Below are 13,751 nucleotides of genomic sequence, written 5' to 3' on the forward strand. Positions count from 1 at the left end.
TCGATCGGGTGTGGAGGTATGCAATCGATAATCGCAGATAGCGAAGAAACGGAAGAAGCGATGACGAAGGTGATATTTTACTGTGACGAGTCCGGTGCAAAGGGCTATGCAGATCAGATGGAGTCTGAGCCTGGAGAAGTGGGTGTTTTCGCTGGAATCATGGTTCCAGATGACGTATTGCAATTTGCAAAGCCAGCATTCGATGCCATCGCGGTACGTTATGCCCCATCTTCTGGGAAGCTACACATCGCGGACCTGACCGCACAACAGCAACACCAGCTGCGCGAGGAGTTATATGCAGCCGTTCGAAAGTGGAACTTGCCCTGTTTCTGGTACGCAGTGCATGTCGCCGGCTTCAATTCACATCACGTCGAGCGTGAGGCATTGAGCAAGCAACTGCGTGAAAAGCTGGCCGCACGCGATAACAATCCCCCTCGTTTCAAGCGAGGCAGTCCGCGGTCTGATCCTCCGTCGCTGCACGTAACTCTGTTCGAAGGCCTTTACTCCCATTTGGTTGCCTTCCTAGTCGAACGAGATCGACGGGAAGTGACGATAGAAGTTCGGACAGATCAGGTTGACGCTCCCATCGTTGAACGATTCGAAGACGTCGCTACAGAGCTCTTGAATGATCAGCCCTTGGTCGACCAGACTCGTGCTTTTGACACCGTTACAAAGCAGCTGGTGACCGGGGCGCTGCAGATCACCGTTCAATTCCCAGATGAGCTAAAGCTGAGTCCGATCGTCAACAGCCTGTCCATTTCTATCGCACCTGACAGCGATGGGCTGGTTCTGGCAGCCGACGTGCTAGCGAACAGCCTGTACTACCACTTCAAAGGCAGAGGTGCCGAGCAGCTGTACAAGCCCTTGAATAGACCGGAAGCCGTAGCGTCCCATCCCTTGGCTAGTCATCTCGATGCGTTTGCTGATTGGGGCGAGGGCGACCTTATCGGGGATGCCCTATACCGACATCCGCTTTCGGAAGGGACCTGAGCGCGCGGGCCATGGCTGTCGTCATTCCTCTAGAGAGATTGCGCGACCACATCGCGGAAGCCATTGCGGCCAGCGTCAAGGCGTACAACGTCCCCGCAGCATGCGTGCGTGTTGGCATTCAGGAGTCCGTGGAGGAAAGTGACGGCACGGAAGCGTTCGGCAGCAAGCGCATGTATGTGAAAAGCCGACTGTTGTCGCTGAGTCGGGCCGACCTGTTGCGCATCGCTGAAGCGGTTCTCCTCGAATATGCTTCTGAGGACCTGAGCGACACCGTGAGCGAAATGACTCGCCATGCCGAGCACCGGATCAGTGAACTGGTGCGACGCGATGTCTTGAAAGCGATCAATCCGCTGTCGCAACTGTTCGGAGAAATTCCGTTGCTCGACAGCCTGAGCGAGATCTTTGGCACGAGCATCATCCGGGATGACCCTGGAGGCATCCTCGGACGCGAAAGTCTGGAGCGGCAGGTGGTTCAGCATTGCATTCGCAACGATGACTGGCCGCACGACGAGTTGCTGACTCGCTGCGGTGCTCTGACTTGTAGCCAAGCCCGATTTTTCAGTTTGCTGGAGAGGCTGCTTCACCCGATGACCAGGCGCGATGCGGAGCAGCGGGAACTCGCCGATCGTGTCAATCAATCCTTGAAGCGCGACGGTTTTGCGGTCAGGCAGATCGGCACCGAGTCCGGCTATGCAATCTATGGCGTGGTCCGTAGCCAGTCCGGCGTGGCCGGCGAGATGAAGAATCTTATATTTGCTTCGATCGGCGAGAAGCCGCAGTTGGTGTTCCGCGATGCCGTCAACAACGACGTGGAGATTGTGAAGAATGCCGACAAGGTTTTGGTCTTTGATCGGCCCCTGCCCAACTCAGGGATGCTGCTTTGGCAGGATCTACAGGACTGGTGGGCAGAGGCACATGGGCTGTCCGAAGCCAATGTCGCTAAGTCGCAGTTGTATCGCCGGCTACTTCAGTCGGTGCGCAGTGCCCAGTCCGCCGGGGAATACGCGCTGTTCTACTGCTATTACGAGCGTTATGGGGCCCTGCTTGGGCCGAAATTGCCTGTCCTGATTCCGCAGGTCTATCTTCACTATGACCCCTATACGCGGCGGGAGCGCGGGGACGAACAGGTGCTTGCGCGCCAGCGCATGGATTTTCTATTGATGCTCGATCAGGGCGCGCGCATCGTCCTTGAAGTAGATGGTCGACATCACTATGCAGTGCAGGATTCGACGGACCGCGATCTGTACATCGCGAACGCAAAACGCTATGCGGAGATGGCGACGGAGGATCGCCGATTAAAGCTGGCGGGATATGAGGTTTACCGCTTCGGTGGCCAGGAATTTATGGATGTCGATCTGCTGTCTTGGACGGTCGGGCCCAATGCTCAGCAAGTAGTAGCGGCGTTCTTTGATCGACTTCTGAAGAGGCACGGTGTCCTTTGACGCAGCACACTGCACTATGAGCAATGAACGCTACGAGCGGAGCCGCTTCATGAAGTGGTGTATTGAACATCCGGGACCATACACCCCCAGCGAAGAGATTGAGCTCCGCAAAGAGGCAATGGCGGTACTCGTCGAGTCCGTCAAAGCCGGGGATATCACCAGCCTGGATGGTGCGGAGTCACCGCTCTCCGAGCGCATTCGCGCTCAACATGGAGTGACGGACTTCGAAATGAACAGCAATTGGGTTGGATCGTCGCAGGACTGGATTTGTCCGTGCTGCGGCCGTTCCAAGTTTCAGGTGTCCAGGGTAGGCAAGAAGGGGCAGATCCTGGCAAAACTAGTGATCCACCATGATCACATGGGTGAAGCCATGAAGGCTGCGTTCCACAGCGCCTTTGAAGCTGCCGGCACACGCGTGGAACAGATCGATGGAGGGCGACTTGTTGAACGCATGGGCGATGCCTTTGCCGCGTACGCTGAAGTCCTCGTATGCGAGGACTGCAACAACGCCGACTCCGAAGCGAAGAAGCTGGCCAGATCGCCATCGTACTTTTCTTTCTCCATCGGGCAGATCAGACGTCTCATTCGTTCCGCCGATCACCGTCCGCATCTGGTTGAACCGGCGCGAGCAGAGAAGGTGTGGGCAGAAGCGGAACCTGCCTACAAACTCCGCATGAAGCTCATCAGCGCCGTGGCTCGGGCTGCTGCAACCGATGCCCACTGGTATGAACCTCACGCGAGAGCGGCTGATCCCATTCCCGTTTTCGGCCTTACTCGACGCTCCTTCGAGTCGGAGATCGCCCGATGGGCATACGCCGATCCGCTGTTGAGGACGCTGGGCGTTATCACGAAGGTCTCGGCTCCGAACCTGTCGCGATGGCGGCAGGTCGCGCAGAAGCCGGGAAAGCAGCTTCCGGCGAACTACCTCGCGATGTTGCGCACCGAAGAGTCGCATGGTCGATCATGGGAAGCTTTGCCAGAGGGCTGGTGCTGCCCAGTCTGTCGCCGGAGCAAAAACGAGTTGGTGTACGTGGGAGGGCAGGGAAAAGTTATTTTTGCGATGAGGCTCGTCACCGCGCGGCGCTTGGGCGTCACTGACGCACATCTGCAACCACTGCGAATCGACGCTCATGAGCTTGAAGTGGGAGGGGGCTCAATGCGCAGGTAAAGCGCCGAAAAACAGCTACAGCTTTGTCGAACCGATGGAACTAGGAAAGATCATCTCAGCCCGTCCGCATTCTCCGCATCTGATCCGGGCGAAGGAAGCGCAGGAACTGCTGTCGCTCGTCGTTCAGCGCATCTCGGAAGAGGCCTGAGCCCCGACCTTCCTTAAAAAGCAAATCTACCGCGATGGACACAGCCCTCGCTGTCACAGGAGGCACTATGCGCATTGCATTCGATGAGTCCGTTGATCTTGAGGAGCCCCTCTGGCGCTACTTCAAGACTGAGCGTTTTCTAGACCTACTGAATACAGGTGAACTCTACTTTGCGTCCACCCGTCAATTTCAGGATCCCTTCGAAGGCGCGGTCGCCGTGTTAGCGCCAGGCTTCCCGGTAGACCCAAGATACGCACAGCTCGAGTTCGGCGAAAAGGCCTTTGAGGAGCTGCGCCGTCTAACAAAGATCAACTGCTGGCACCGCGCATCATACGAGAGCGACGCTATGTGGCAGTTGTATGCGGGCGCCTGGAAGGGGGTTGCCATCCGCACCACGCCGAGCCGCATAGCTGCTGCGGCGACGCCATTTCGCATCAAGCCGGAGTACGGGCACGAGGAGCTTTGGGCAGGCAACGTCCGATATGTAGATCTCCTGAAAGAGCGACTCCGCGTCAGCATGCTGGACCGCTTCTGGTACAAGCACATGGCCTTTTCGTGGGAGCGTGAGTTTCGGCTTGCGATCTCGCTTCGCTCGGCAGAGGAGTTCGGCGTAGCCGTACCGGTGGACGGCATCAAGGTTGCGTTCGACATTGCTCAACTTGTTGAGCGCATCTTCATAGGACCGTCTCTTACGGGCGCAGACGCCAAGGCTGTCTGTCAGGCGGCAGAAGCTTCGGGCTTGGCTGAGCGCGTGCATGTCTCCAGCATGCTGGGAACCCCGCGCTACACGTAGTGGCGGCGAGCCTTTCGCTGGTTCAAGCCTACATGACGGAGCGCCAGAGAGCGGCTAGCCTCTCGATTGACAAAGACGTAGTTAACCGTGCGCTCACCGCAACTTAGCGAGATTGGCGCAGTCGCGGGCGTGGTGACTGACGGGGAGGCCGCCCATCGCGTTGCGGCTTGGGGCTACGCCAACGCCCATGCTGCGCAGGGGCGTGCCTGGGTCAAGGCCTCGATATACGAGGCTATCGATTTGGGCTATTTGCAGCGCCTGGGCAACCCGTGAACTTGTGGCTCCTATTTCAAGTTGGCACGACAAGAACACGTAAGCTCGGACTGCTCGCCGCCATTAGGAATGTGAGGAGGCTCTGCGGATGTGCCGCTTTCAAGACGGCCACAGCTAGGCTCCAGCCTTGACCAGAACCGTGATCGCGGTTTCGGGATGCTGTTTACAAGCGCGACACCAGTCCAGGTAGAACAGCACGTCCATATACCGTTCGCCTCGCTCGACTTTGGATACATGGGACTGGTCTACTTTGAGCCGCACTCCAAGTTCTGCCTGCGTCAAGCCAGCAGAGCGCCGAAGGGAGCGCAGATGCTTTCTTAGCACCTCGTATCGGCGATGGTGAATAGACGGTGGCACTACCCGATGCTCGAAGGCAATTCAAGAAAGGCCATTTCGACCTTTTTTTGTTATCATGGACGGCAGGAAAAAATGCTGGTTTGGCCTTTCTCGAGACTTCTATGCCATGAGGTCCAAATGACGCGTCGACAGATCGCTTCGCCTCTACCAACGACTCGCCCTCTGCGGTTGCCGGTTTCGGTGACGCGTGTCCAGCCGCGGCAGCCCGTACCTGTCGTGCGCAGTTTGTCCGCGGCTCGCATCGGCGCGCAGGTGAGGGCGCTGCGCATGGCGGCCGAGGTGTCTGGCGGCGAACTGGCCAAGACCTCGGGGATTTCTGCCTCGATGCTTTCTCGCATCGAGCGCGGGTTGGTTTCGCCCTCGGTGGAGACGTTGGAGCGCCTCGCGCAGGGGCTGCATGTGCCGACCTCACGCTTCTTCAGTGATCAGGCGCGGCGCACTGACTTTTGTCATGTGCGTGCAGGACATGGTGTCTTGGTCGATCGGATCGGCGCCGTGGCGGACTACCGCTACGAGCTGCTGGGTCACCTCCTGTCGGGCAACCTGTTCGTCGAGCCCTATCTGGTTACGTTGCTGCCCGGCGCCGATACCTACGTGACCTTCCAGCACCCGGGTCTCAAGTTCTTGTACTTCCTGTCCGGGGAGGTCAGCTACCGTTACGGCGGCAGGACTGCGGAGGTGAGGGCAGGGGACTCGCTGCTGTTCGATGCGACCGCACTCCATGGGATCGAGGTCATTCAGACTCAGCCAGTCTCTTACCTGTCAGTGGTGTTCACGCTGCGAGAGTAGGCTGTTCTTGGCGGCCCTGTCGCGCTGCGCGGGCGACGCTAATGCCCATTCGATGGTCCCCCCGCGAGTTCGCTACGTGCCGAATTCACCTCTCTGTCCATAGCTTTCTCTCGGTGTTCGGCGTGCCGAACACCGAGAAAGCCTTGAACGGGTATCGACAGCGGAGGTCTTCCGCTTGATGGAGCCGTGAGGAAATTTATGCAGCGGCCGTGTGGGCGTACTCTGCGAGCGGATTGAATTTTCGGTTTCGATAGCCTGGACGTAGCGGTCGCAGGACGACGTCGAAACTTCGAGGGCAAGTCCTTGTGCGGCTACGAGAGCGGGATTGTTCCGTCTACCTCCGTAATGTTCGGCATGCCGAACATTAATGGCGGTCTTCGAGCTGTCGATCGACGGCAACGCTCCGGAGCCGCGAAACGGCGAGGTGAGCTCGACGCTGGAATTCCGAGGGCAAAGTCCTTGTGCGGCTATGAGGGCAGGATAGACTGCCGTCAGACATTGTTAACAGCCATGGCGTTGCGATGACCAAACCCTCTCGATCAAGCGTGATGGGGACCCGGGTGCCGGTAGACGTCCGGACACGGTTTGCGGCGCTGGCTGCACGTCATCAGCTCAGCGAGTCCGGTCTGCTCGCCCGTGTCGTCGACGAGGTGCTGCGGGCCAATGCATCAGCGGCATCCGGATCGGTCCCCTCGCGAGGCGCTCGAACATCGGGGACCGGCTGCTTTGCGGGAGAGCGCGTCACGCTACGGCTTCGCGAAGGGGATCGAGCCCGGGTGTCGGAGAGGGCCGAGGCTCGGGGAATGAAAACCGGCAGCTACCTGGCCATGCTGATCCACAACCATGTCCATGGATCGACCGTACTGCCCCCGAGAGAACTGGATCAGCTCAGGGTGAGCTGCGCGCAACTGGCCGCGCTCGGACGGCAGCTCCGAATGTTCGGCATGCCGAACACCGTGACGGAGCCATGGGCCTCGGACCTGCGCGATGCGATCGCCCTGGCCCGGCGAGAGATCGAGGCGGTGCGCGAGGCCACGGCCTCCATCGTGCAACGCAACCTCATCAGCTGGGAGACCGGCAGCCGCGAGGCGGACCATGCCTGAGCGGACGGTACGGCTGGCACGTACTGATCGCGGACCGGCGAACGGCGTGCGCGACATGGCGCTGGACATCGTGAGCTACGGCCGGCGCGGGCCCGGCGGCACCCTGCGCTTCGGGTCCGGCGAGATCACGCAGGTTCAGCGCACGGTGGGGCGCACGCCCGAGGTGATGGTGAAGGTCTCCGGCGGCGGGCGCGACGTGGGCGGCGTGGAGGCGCATCTGGGCTACATCAGCCGGCACGGCAAGCTGCCCATCGAGATCGACGAGGGACCGGCGATGCAGGGGCGCGGCGCCCCTAGGGAGGTCGTGACCGACTGGCAGCTCGAACTTTGCAGGAGCCAGTACAAGCCCAGGCCGGCCCAGGGCCAGAAGGATTCCCGCGCGAAGCTCGTGCACAACATCGTGCTGTCAATGCCGGCGGGCACGCCGCCGCAGAAGGTGCTGGCCGCAGCGCGGATCTTCGCGCGCGAGAACTTCGCGCTGCAGTACCGCTACGCCATGGTGCTGCACACGGACCAGGCGCACCCGCACGTGCATCTGGCGGTCAAGTGCGAGCACGAGTTCGAGCCCGGCAAACGCCTGTACGTCCGCAAGGACACGCTGAGGCAATGGCGCGAGCAGTTCGCCGCGCTGATGCGGGAGCAGGGCGTGGCGGCGAATGCGACGCCGCGGCAGGTGCGGGGACAGATCTGCAAGCCGCTGAAGGACACCATCCATCATCGCCTGCGTGCGCTTCGCGCGTTCGGGCGACTGGCGCCGACCGAGCGGGCAGGGCGTCGAGCGCCGAAGACCTCGACCTTCATGCGTGCCAAGCTGGACAGCGTGCTCCACGCGCTTCAGGCGAGGCAGGGTACGCGGGATGCCGGCAAGGAGGCGATGCAGCGCACGCGGCAGGAGGTCGCGGTGGACTGGCGGGCGACCGCTGACGCGCTTCGAAGGCACGGTCAGGGCGAACTGGCCGCTCGGGTGGAGCGCTTCGTCGCGCGCATGCCTTCCGTACAGACTGATGCGCAACGCATGGCCGAGCGCTGGAGGGAGGTAGGGAGGAGTCGGGCGCAGGAGCTGGTAGATGTCAAGTCGCCCGGGCCGCATGTTCGGTGAACGGCCGCATATCAATATCGCGTTGAAATCGCGATAGATCTCGCTTGCCGTGCTCTCTATGGAATTTCCTTCGGTTTCTCGCATGCCACCCTGATCCGGGCGACAAAAAGAAACTACGGATCAATTCAACGGCTGGGTGGCGTCAGAGCATCCCTTGGCTCGTTGTTTGATGTAGGGCACAACTCATGGGCAGTCATACAGACACAACAACGCTTTCTGGGATAGGTGCACTTCACGCGGATAGGCGAACGCATTGTTGACATACGCCGTCCCGTCGAGCTGCACGCATCGGTTGACATGGCTATGCCCATAGACATGGATCGCAGAGCCCAGTTCGCGTACCTGTTGTTCCAGACGGTGTGTGCCTAGGACAGGAAAGATACCGCGGTGTTGGAGGGGGATGAAATTGGGCATCACGTCGATGCGGGGCACGAAGTGGGAAAACGAGATGATGATCTCGTCGGGCGTGCGCCGCTGGTACCGATTCATCTGCAGAAAATGCGAGGTCACATCGTAAGACGTCCAAGCGCCTGGCCAGCGGCAAGCGTGAAAGTCCATCCATGTCTGGAGGAGCGCCAAATCCGGCTCACCGAAGGAGTAGTCGTACCAGCCAAGCAACGGAACGATGGTCAATTGGCCGTGGCGGAAGGGGGCCATGGATGCGCCGCTGCGTCGCGCGATTTCGCAAACCATCTCGAACTTGTCGAATGAGTCGCTGCAGGCGCCATCGCGGACGACCCAAAGCTCATGATTGCCAGGAACGAACAGCAGGTGCTTGAAGCGGTCTGCAAATTGGCGCAGGCAACGCTCCAGCAGCACCACAGAGTCAGAGACGTCCCCTGCTAGAAGCAGTACATCGTCGCGGTAGTCGCTTCGGGAGAGTGACTCGACCCAGCGCGCATTGGCTTCATAGTCGACGTGAATGTCCGATAGCGCGAAAACTCTCATGCCGCCGGATTACAACGGAAATCAGCCATGCCTGCTGTCAAGGCGATTGCTGCGGCTGGATTTTTCAGATCCCAAGCGCAGGATGTCACGATCATGTCATATGCGGGCCGGCTGTTTGGGGTGACAGTTATTCCAAGAACGCGGCCTTGTGGTAGTGGCGGGCGTTGACTATATAGCGCGCCGGCAGGGTGAACTGAGTTTCCCTTGGGCGACATTGCGGTCCTCTGGGTGCTGCATTTGTAGTGAAAGAGCCTAGTAGGGCAATGGCCTGTGCTTCAAGTGCTGTGTATTCAGGAGTCGGCCTAAAGAGTACTTCGCCCCATTCGCGTCATCGTGATTCTCCCCCCCCCTGAAACATGAAGGCCAGCGCGTTCTAATTCTTTCCTAATTCTATTTGCTGGTAATGCCAATTGATTATCTACGGGCTGGCGGACGACTTGGATGCCGGGTGATTGTCAGGGTCGAGAGCAACTTATTTGAATTGCGAGGCAGGTGTGAAAACATAAGTTCTCTCGACTCATTAAGCTCGATATTGAATATGTGACATTTCTATTCGTGCCATGCTAGCATCGCAGTTCGTTATTCCGGTGCCCTCTTAAAACAACTAACAGACGGATGCAGAGTACGAATGTGGATAACAGCAAGCCAGGGAAGGCCAAGCCAAATGAATGCCGATGCGGCGTTGGCATTGGGTGTGCAACTTACTGAATGCGGTCAGCCAAGCACGCATTCGATGCTTTGGCCATGGAGCTCGAGCCGGTTGCGCCCAACGTCTATTCGGGCGATGCGGTTCTTGATACTGCGGCGCTTCTGATGCGCGCGGCAGTGCGAATGGTCGACTCCTTGTCGGCCGCGCAGCTTGGCAGGCTATCGCAAGAGCCAGCCCTGCGGCATATCGAGCAATTGCTCGAAGGTCGCCGAATCGTGGCGATTAATTCCCTTCACGCAGAAGATCGGCGGGGTGTCCTGGCGGTTCACGAGGCGGTGGCGCTTGCTGCCGAGGTTGCCTCGGTCTGTGGAGTTGGGGCCTGTGTGCACCCTCTCGGAGAGTGGGGTGCAACGGCTTCATCCAGGCTGACACAGCATAGATCCAACTACGCAGCACCGCGCAGTTCGGTCAATGAGAGTTGGCGCAGGCAACGCTACGCATCGGTGGCCTGCCAATCCCATCGTCTGCACCAGCGTCTCGTGCCGCCGCCAATGGCAAGCGTCCGGGAAAGGATCTTTCGGGGGAGGGCGGTGCCCTGCACGAGGAGGATGCGGTCGAGCGCCATCTCACTATTCGTTCGCGCAGGGTCGTCTTTGAGCGAGGCCTGCATGGCGGGCTGCAGTGGATTGATGAGGCCGGCAGTGATCGCAAGCCGCACCACCGCGCCCAATGTGGCACCTCGCGTCACGAAGGTGGCGTGGGGTGTGAAGCCGATGACCTATCGCGATGCCCGGGGGGGCGGGGGTGTGACGCAGGCCTTTGGCCGCGGGGTTGTTGGTTGCAGTCGCGAGCGCGGCAGACTGGGTGGGCTCGCCCCTCACCTTGATACGAAGCATGGCGTGCGCGTGCGTTCGCATGGCGTCATCTCGATTGGGAGCCGTTCGATCCCCCACCTTGCGAGCTGTATCCGGCCCTGGCTCGTGCATTGGTCACATGGCATTGGACGGCCAGCGAGCGTGCAGCTCAATGTGCCATCGATCTTCACAGCGCACACAACGACGAATGCAGCAGGTCGCACCTGCTGCGAATCAGTGTTGATGCTGGATCTCAGGTTTTAGACCAACTTACGGAGGACGCACTCAATGACGCTTCTACGACCGCCGGGCCCCGAGGGCCGATGGTTTGGTTTCAGCTTGCTGGGTGAGATGCGGCGCCGTTATCTCGACTTCTGGCAGGAAACGCATCGTCGCTATGGTGATGCTGTTTATATGCGGCTGACGAGTCGCGACCTCTATGCCTTCGCGCATCCCGCGCTGATCCGGGAAGTGTTGGTCGAGAAGGCCAAGTCATTCGTCCGATACGAGCGCATCATCGAAGTGCATTCTCAACTGCATGGGCGAAGCGTCTTGATCGCCGAGGGCGAAGAGTGGCGCCAGCAGCGGCGAATTCTTCAGCCCAGCTTCAGCAACAAGCAATTCGATTACTACGCCGGACAAGTGGTGGAGGCGGCGCGTGAATCGCTGGACCGGCTGCCCACCGAAACCTCTCTGGACTTCGAGCATGCGATGAACATGCTCACCATCGACGCCGTGCTGCGCACCATGTTTGGAGGCCGGGTGGAGCAGGATACAGCGGAGATCGAGAAGGCCGTTCGATTGTGGAGTCAGATCTCCTTTGCGGAGATGGGGATGCCCATGACCTTGCCTGACTGGCTGCCGCTGCCCGGCAAGGCTGAAAAGCGTTGGGCGATGGGTGTGCTGAACGACTTTGTCACGTCACAGATTCGTCGGCGCCGCGCGGAAGGATCGAAGCAGGACGATTTTCTTGGGACGCTGCTGGCTTTATCCGGCGACGGGCGGGGTGACGGCCAGGATTCGGATCGGCAAGCGCGGGACCAGAGCATGGCGGTCTTCCTCGCCGGCCACTCGACCACCGCCACGAGCCTGTGCTGGGCGGCCTGGGTGCTTGCCAAGTACCCTGATGTCCAGGAGCGCGCTTCGGTCGAGATCGATGAAGTGATCGGCCAACGCGAGCCGACATTCGCCGACATGGCTCGGCTCACTTATCTGGATCAGGTTGTCAAAGAGACGCTGCGCCTGTATTCCCCGGCGACCGGCGTCATCGTTCGCAGGGCCACGGAGGACGTGCAGGTTGGCGAATGGCTGGTGCCCAAGGGGGCCTTGGTCTCCATCCTTTCGTTCGTCGTACAACGCGACGAACGCTGGTTCGAAGATCCGCTGCGCTTCGATCCCGAGCGATTCAATCCGGAGAACGCGGAAAACATCACCAGAGGAAGCTATTTCCCTTTCGGGATCGGCCCGCGCGTATGCATTGGCAACAACCTCGCCAGCATGGAAATAAAGCTGGCGCTCGCCTTGCTGCTGCAACGCTATTCGCTCACGCCTGCGCCCGGCCAAGCCGAGCCTGGCTTGTTGATGCACACGACCATGAGGCCGGCAGGTGGCATGCGACTCGTGCTTTCGAGGCGGACGAGCAGTTTGAATACGCATGTCGCGGGCTCCACAAGAACGCCTGCGCTATCCGGAAGATGCCCGGTGCATGTGGCTTCGGGCTCCTGACTCGCAATTCCCAGATGAAATGAACTAGACAGTTAAAGGATTCTCAATGCATGCATTCGTTTTTCCAGGGCAGGGCTCCCAGAAGAAGGGAATGGGAGCGGGATTGTTCGACGAAGTGAAGGAGTACGTGTCGATCGAAAGAGAGGTGGACGCGTTGCTCGGCTACTCCATGCGTGACTTCTGCGCAAACGCTTCTCAGAGCCAACTCATGGAGACCCGGTATACCCAGCCAAGTCTGTTTGTCGTCAATGCATTGCACTACTACGCGGCGCGATCCCGAGGGCAGCATGCAGGCATCGTCGCAGGACACAGTCTGGGCGAATACAACGCCTTGCTGGCGGCTGGTGCCTTCGATCTGTTGACGGGGCTGCGTCTGGTCCAGAAGCGGGGAGAACTGATGGGTCAGGTCAAATCCGGCGGCATGGCGGCTGTCTTAGGGCCTGGTGCGGCTCGTGTCGAGTCCATTCTTCGGGGGGCTGACCTCGCTGGAATTGATGTCGCCAACTACAACGCGCCCAATCAGACGGTAATTTCCGGAAAGAAGGACGATCTGACGCTGGCCTGTCGGCTGCTCGAGAAGGAGGCGGACGCTTGCGTGCCGCTTCCGGTCAGTGCCGCCTTCCACTCGCGCTACATGATCGACGCTGCGCGGGCGTTCCAGGATTTCCTTGTCGACTTCAGTTTCGAGCCGCTCCTGCTGCCGGTCATCTCCAACGTGACTGGGCGTCCCTATCCTGCCGGCGATCCAACGTTGACCGTGCGCGCTTTCCTGGTCAGGCAGATTTCTCGCCCCGTGCTTTGGACGCAGAGTGTGCGGCACATGTCCGAGTCCGGTGTGGATGAATTCCACGAAATCGGTCCTGGCACTGTGTTGACGCGATTGATCCAGCAGATTCGAGAGTACGACGCCACGATGGCGTGATTTCAGTCGCGACTCGCATGGCCAAACAAGGGTGCGGCGTAGCGGTTGTGCCGTCTTGCCCTGGAAGCGGCGTGACCGGGGCGATCGATCCTGACCATCGACATCGGCTGAGTTGATAGGCGTTCCGAGAAATACAGGGAGCTGTTGACGTCATGAATGACTTGTTGAAGTACGTGTTCGGTCAGGTAGAAGCTAAGCGTCTATCTTTGGACGCAGCCTTGACCATTCTCAAATCGGCGCGTCAGCAAGGCTCGTTGGACAGCGTTGCTGTGCAGGCTGCGGCGCCTGCGCCTGCGCCTGCGCCTGCGCCTGCGAGGGGCGAGGTGGAGACGCTGCTGCTGCGCCCGACGTGGCAGGAGGCGCAACTGCCGGCGGCCGAGCCGGTGTCCTATGGCACGCATTGGGTGGTGCTGTGCGAGGTGGGTGGCGATGCGGGGGCTGCGCTGAAGGCGGCGTTGCCGCAGGCGCGGTGCCTGCACCTGAGCGCCGAG

General features: G+C 59.9%; 13 protein-coding genes and 1 pseudogene. 11 read left to right on the forward strand and 3 right to left on the reverse strand.

The window, feature by feature from the left end:
* Window positions 1–18: 18 nt before the first annotated feature.
* The 5 genes from BMY35_RS38175 (at window position 19) to BMY35_RS36825 (ending at window position 4,541) form a co-directional block, all read left to right on the forward strand.
* Complete coding sequence (locus tag BMY35_RS38175) at window positions 19–990, forward strand: hypothetical protein (protein WP_177213799.1); 972 nt, start codon at window positions 19–21, stop codon at window positions 988–990.
* An 11-nt stretch (window positions 991–1,001) separates the two neighbouring features.
* Entirely contained in the window at window positions 1,002–2,432 is a 1,431-nt protein-coding gene (locus BMY35_RS36815) for an AbiJ-related protein (RefSeq protein ID WP_093209970.1), read from the forward strand.
* Between the two features lie 16 nt (window positions 2,433–2,448).
* Window positions 2,449–3,600, forward strand: coding sequence for a hypothetical protein (locus BMY35_RS36820; protein ID WP_143080834.1), 1,152 nt, complete (start codon window positions 2,449–2,451; stop codon window positions 3,598–3,600).
* Window positions 3,563–3,748 carry a hypothetical protein gene (locus BMY35_RS38180; RefSeq protein ID WP_143080835.1) on the forward strand — a complete coding sequence of 62 codons (186 nt, stop codon included), beginning with the start codon at window positions 3,563–3,565 and terminating at the stop codon, window positions 3,746–3,748. Before BMY35_RS36820 ends, BMY35_RS38180 begins: the two co-directional genes overlap by 38 nt.
* Window positions 3,749–3,815: 67 nt before the next feature.
* Window positions 3,816–4,541 (forward strand): DUF2971 domain-containing protein, encoded by a 726-nt coding sequence (locus tag BMY35_RS36825; RefSeq protein ID WP_177213800.1) that lies wholly within the window; start codon window positions 3,816–3,818, stop codon window positions 4,539–4,541.
* Window positions 4,542–4,928: 387 nt separating this feature from the next.
* Here the strand turns inward: BMY35_RS36825 and BMY35_RS36835 are convergent, their stop codons facing one another.
* Entirely contained in the window at window positions 4,929–5,171 is a 243-nt protein-coding gene (locus BMY35_RS36835; protein ID WP_093209975.1) for a helix-turn-helix domain-containing protein, read from the reverse strand.
* A gap of 216 nt (window positions 5,172–5,387) precedes the next feature.
* On the opposite strand from BMY35_RS36835, the gene BMY35_RS36840 reads away from it, so the two are divergent.
* From BMY35_RS36840 to BMY35_RS36850, 3 genes are all read left to right on the forward strand, one after another.
* Window positions 5,388–5,960 (forward strand): helix-turn-helix domain-containing protein, encoded by a 573-nt coding sequence (locus tag BMY35_RS36840; RefSeq protein WP_093209977.1) that lies wholly within the window; start codon window positions 5,388–5,390, stop codon window positions 5,958–5,960.
* 803 nt (window positions 5,961–6,763) lie between these two features.
* Entirely contained in the window at window positions 6,764–7,063 is a 300-nt protein-coding gene (locus tag BMY35_RS38495; protein WP_177213801.1) for a hypothetical protein, read from the forward strand.
* Complete coding sequence (locus BMY35_RS36850; protein ID WP_256230669.1) at window positions 7,056–8,162, forward strand: relaxase/mobilization nuclease domain-containing protein; 1,107 nt, start codon at window positions 7,056–7,058, stop codon at window positions 8,160–8,162. Before BMY35_RS38495 ends, BMY35_RS36850 begins: the two co-directional genes overlap by 8 nt.
* 183 nt (window positions 8,163–8,345) lie before the next feature.
* On the opposite strand, the gene BMY35_RS36855 is transcribed toward BMY35_RS36850, so the two are convergent.
* Window positions 8,346–9,110, reverse strand: a complete 765-nt coding sequence (locus tag BMY35_RS36855; protein ID WP_093209980.1) for a metallophosphoesterase family protein — start codon at window positions 9,108–9,110, stop codon at window positions 8,346–8,348.
* A gap of 1,142 nt (window positions 9,111–10,252) precedes the next feature.
* Complete coding sequence (locus tag BMY35_RS38185; RefSeq protein WP_143080836.1) at window positions 10,253–10,489, reverse strand: hypothetical protein; 237 nt, start codon at window positions 10,487–10,489, stop codon at window positions 10,253–10,255.
* A gap of 412 nt (window positions 10,490–10,901) precedes the next feature.
* On the opposite strand from BMY35_RS38185, the gene BMY35_RS36860 reads away from it, so the two are divergent.
* The 3 genes and pseudogenes from BMY35_RS36860 to BMY35_RS38500 all read left to right on the forward strand — a co-directional run.
* Window positions 10,902–12,338, forward strand: a complete 1,437-nt coding sequence (locus BMY35_RS36860) for a cytochrome P450 (protein ID WP_093209982.1) — start codon at window positions 10,902–10,904, stop codon at window positions 12,336–12,338.
* A gap of 46 nt (window positions 12,339–12,384) precedes the next feature.
* A complete protein-coding gene (gene fabD / locus BMY35_RS36865; RefSeq protein WP_093209984.1) occupies window positions 12,385–13,260 on the forward strand; it encodes an ACP S-malonyltransferase in 876 nt (291 codons plus the stop codon).
* 254 nt (window positions 13,261–13,514) lie between these two features.
* Window positions 13,515–13,751 (forward strand): annotated as a pseudogene (locus tag BMY35_RS38500) (hypothetical protein); the annotation flags it as partial.

Origin of the sequence: Variovorax sp. YR750 (assembly GCF_900109805.1) — a bacterium.
GTDB classification, from domain to species: domain Bacteria; phylum Pseudomonadota; class Gammaproteobacteria; order Burkholderiales; family Burkholderiaceae_C; genus Variovorax; species Variovorax gossypii.

What these genes read in the sequence shown, in the direction of transcription:
- BMY35_RS38175 (WP_177213799.1), top strand. Translation starts at nt 19, where the DNA reads ATGCAATCGATAATCGCAGATAGCGAAGAAACGGAAGAAGCGATGACG.
- BMY35_RS36820 (WP_143080834.1), top strand. Translation starts at nt 2,449, where the DNA reads ATGAGCAATGAACGCTACGAGCGGAGCCGCTTCATGAAGTGGTGTATT.
- fabD (WP_093209984.1), top strand. Translation starts at nt 12,385, where the DNA reads ATGCATGCATTCGTTTTTCCAGGGCAGGGCTCCCAGAAGAAGGGAATG.
- BMY35_RS36825 (WP_177213800.1), top strand. Translation starts at nt 3,816, where the DNA reads ATGCGCATTGCATTCGATGAGTCCGTTGATCTTGAGGAGCCCCTCTGG.
- BMY35_RS38495 (WP_177213801.1), top strand. Translation starts at nt 6,764, where the DNA reads ATGAAAACCGGCAGCTACCTGGCCATGCTGATCCACAACCATGTCCAT.
- BMY35_RS36815 (WP_093209970.1), top strand. Translation starts at nt 1,002, where the DNA reads ATGGCTGTCGTCATTCCTCTAGAGAGATTGCGCGACCACATCGCGGAA.
- BMY35_RS36850 (WP_256230669.1), top strand. Translation starts at nt 7,056, where the DNA reads ATGCCTGAGCGGACGGTACGGCTGGCACGTACTGATCGCGGACCGGCG.
- BMY35_RS38180 (WP_143080835.1), top strand. Translation starts at nt 3,563, where the DNA reads ATGAGCTTGAAGTGGGAGGGGGCTCAATGCGCAGGTAAAGCGCCGAAA.
- BMY35_RS36855 (WP_093209980.1), bottom strand. Translation starts at nt 9,110, where the DNA reads ATGAGAGTTTTCGCGCTATCGGACATTCACGTCGACTATGAAGCCAAT.
- BMY35_RS36860 (WP_093209982.1), top strand. Translation starts at nt 10,902, where the DNA reads ATGACGCTTCTACGACCGCCGGGCCCCGAGGGCCGATGGTTTGGTTTC.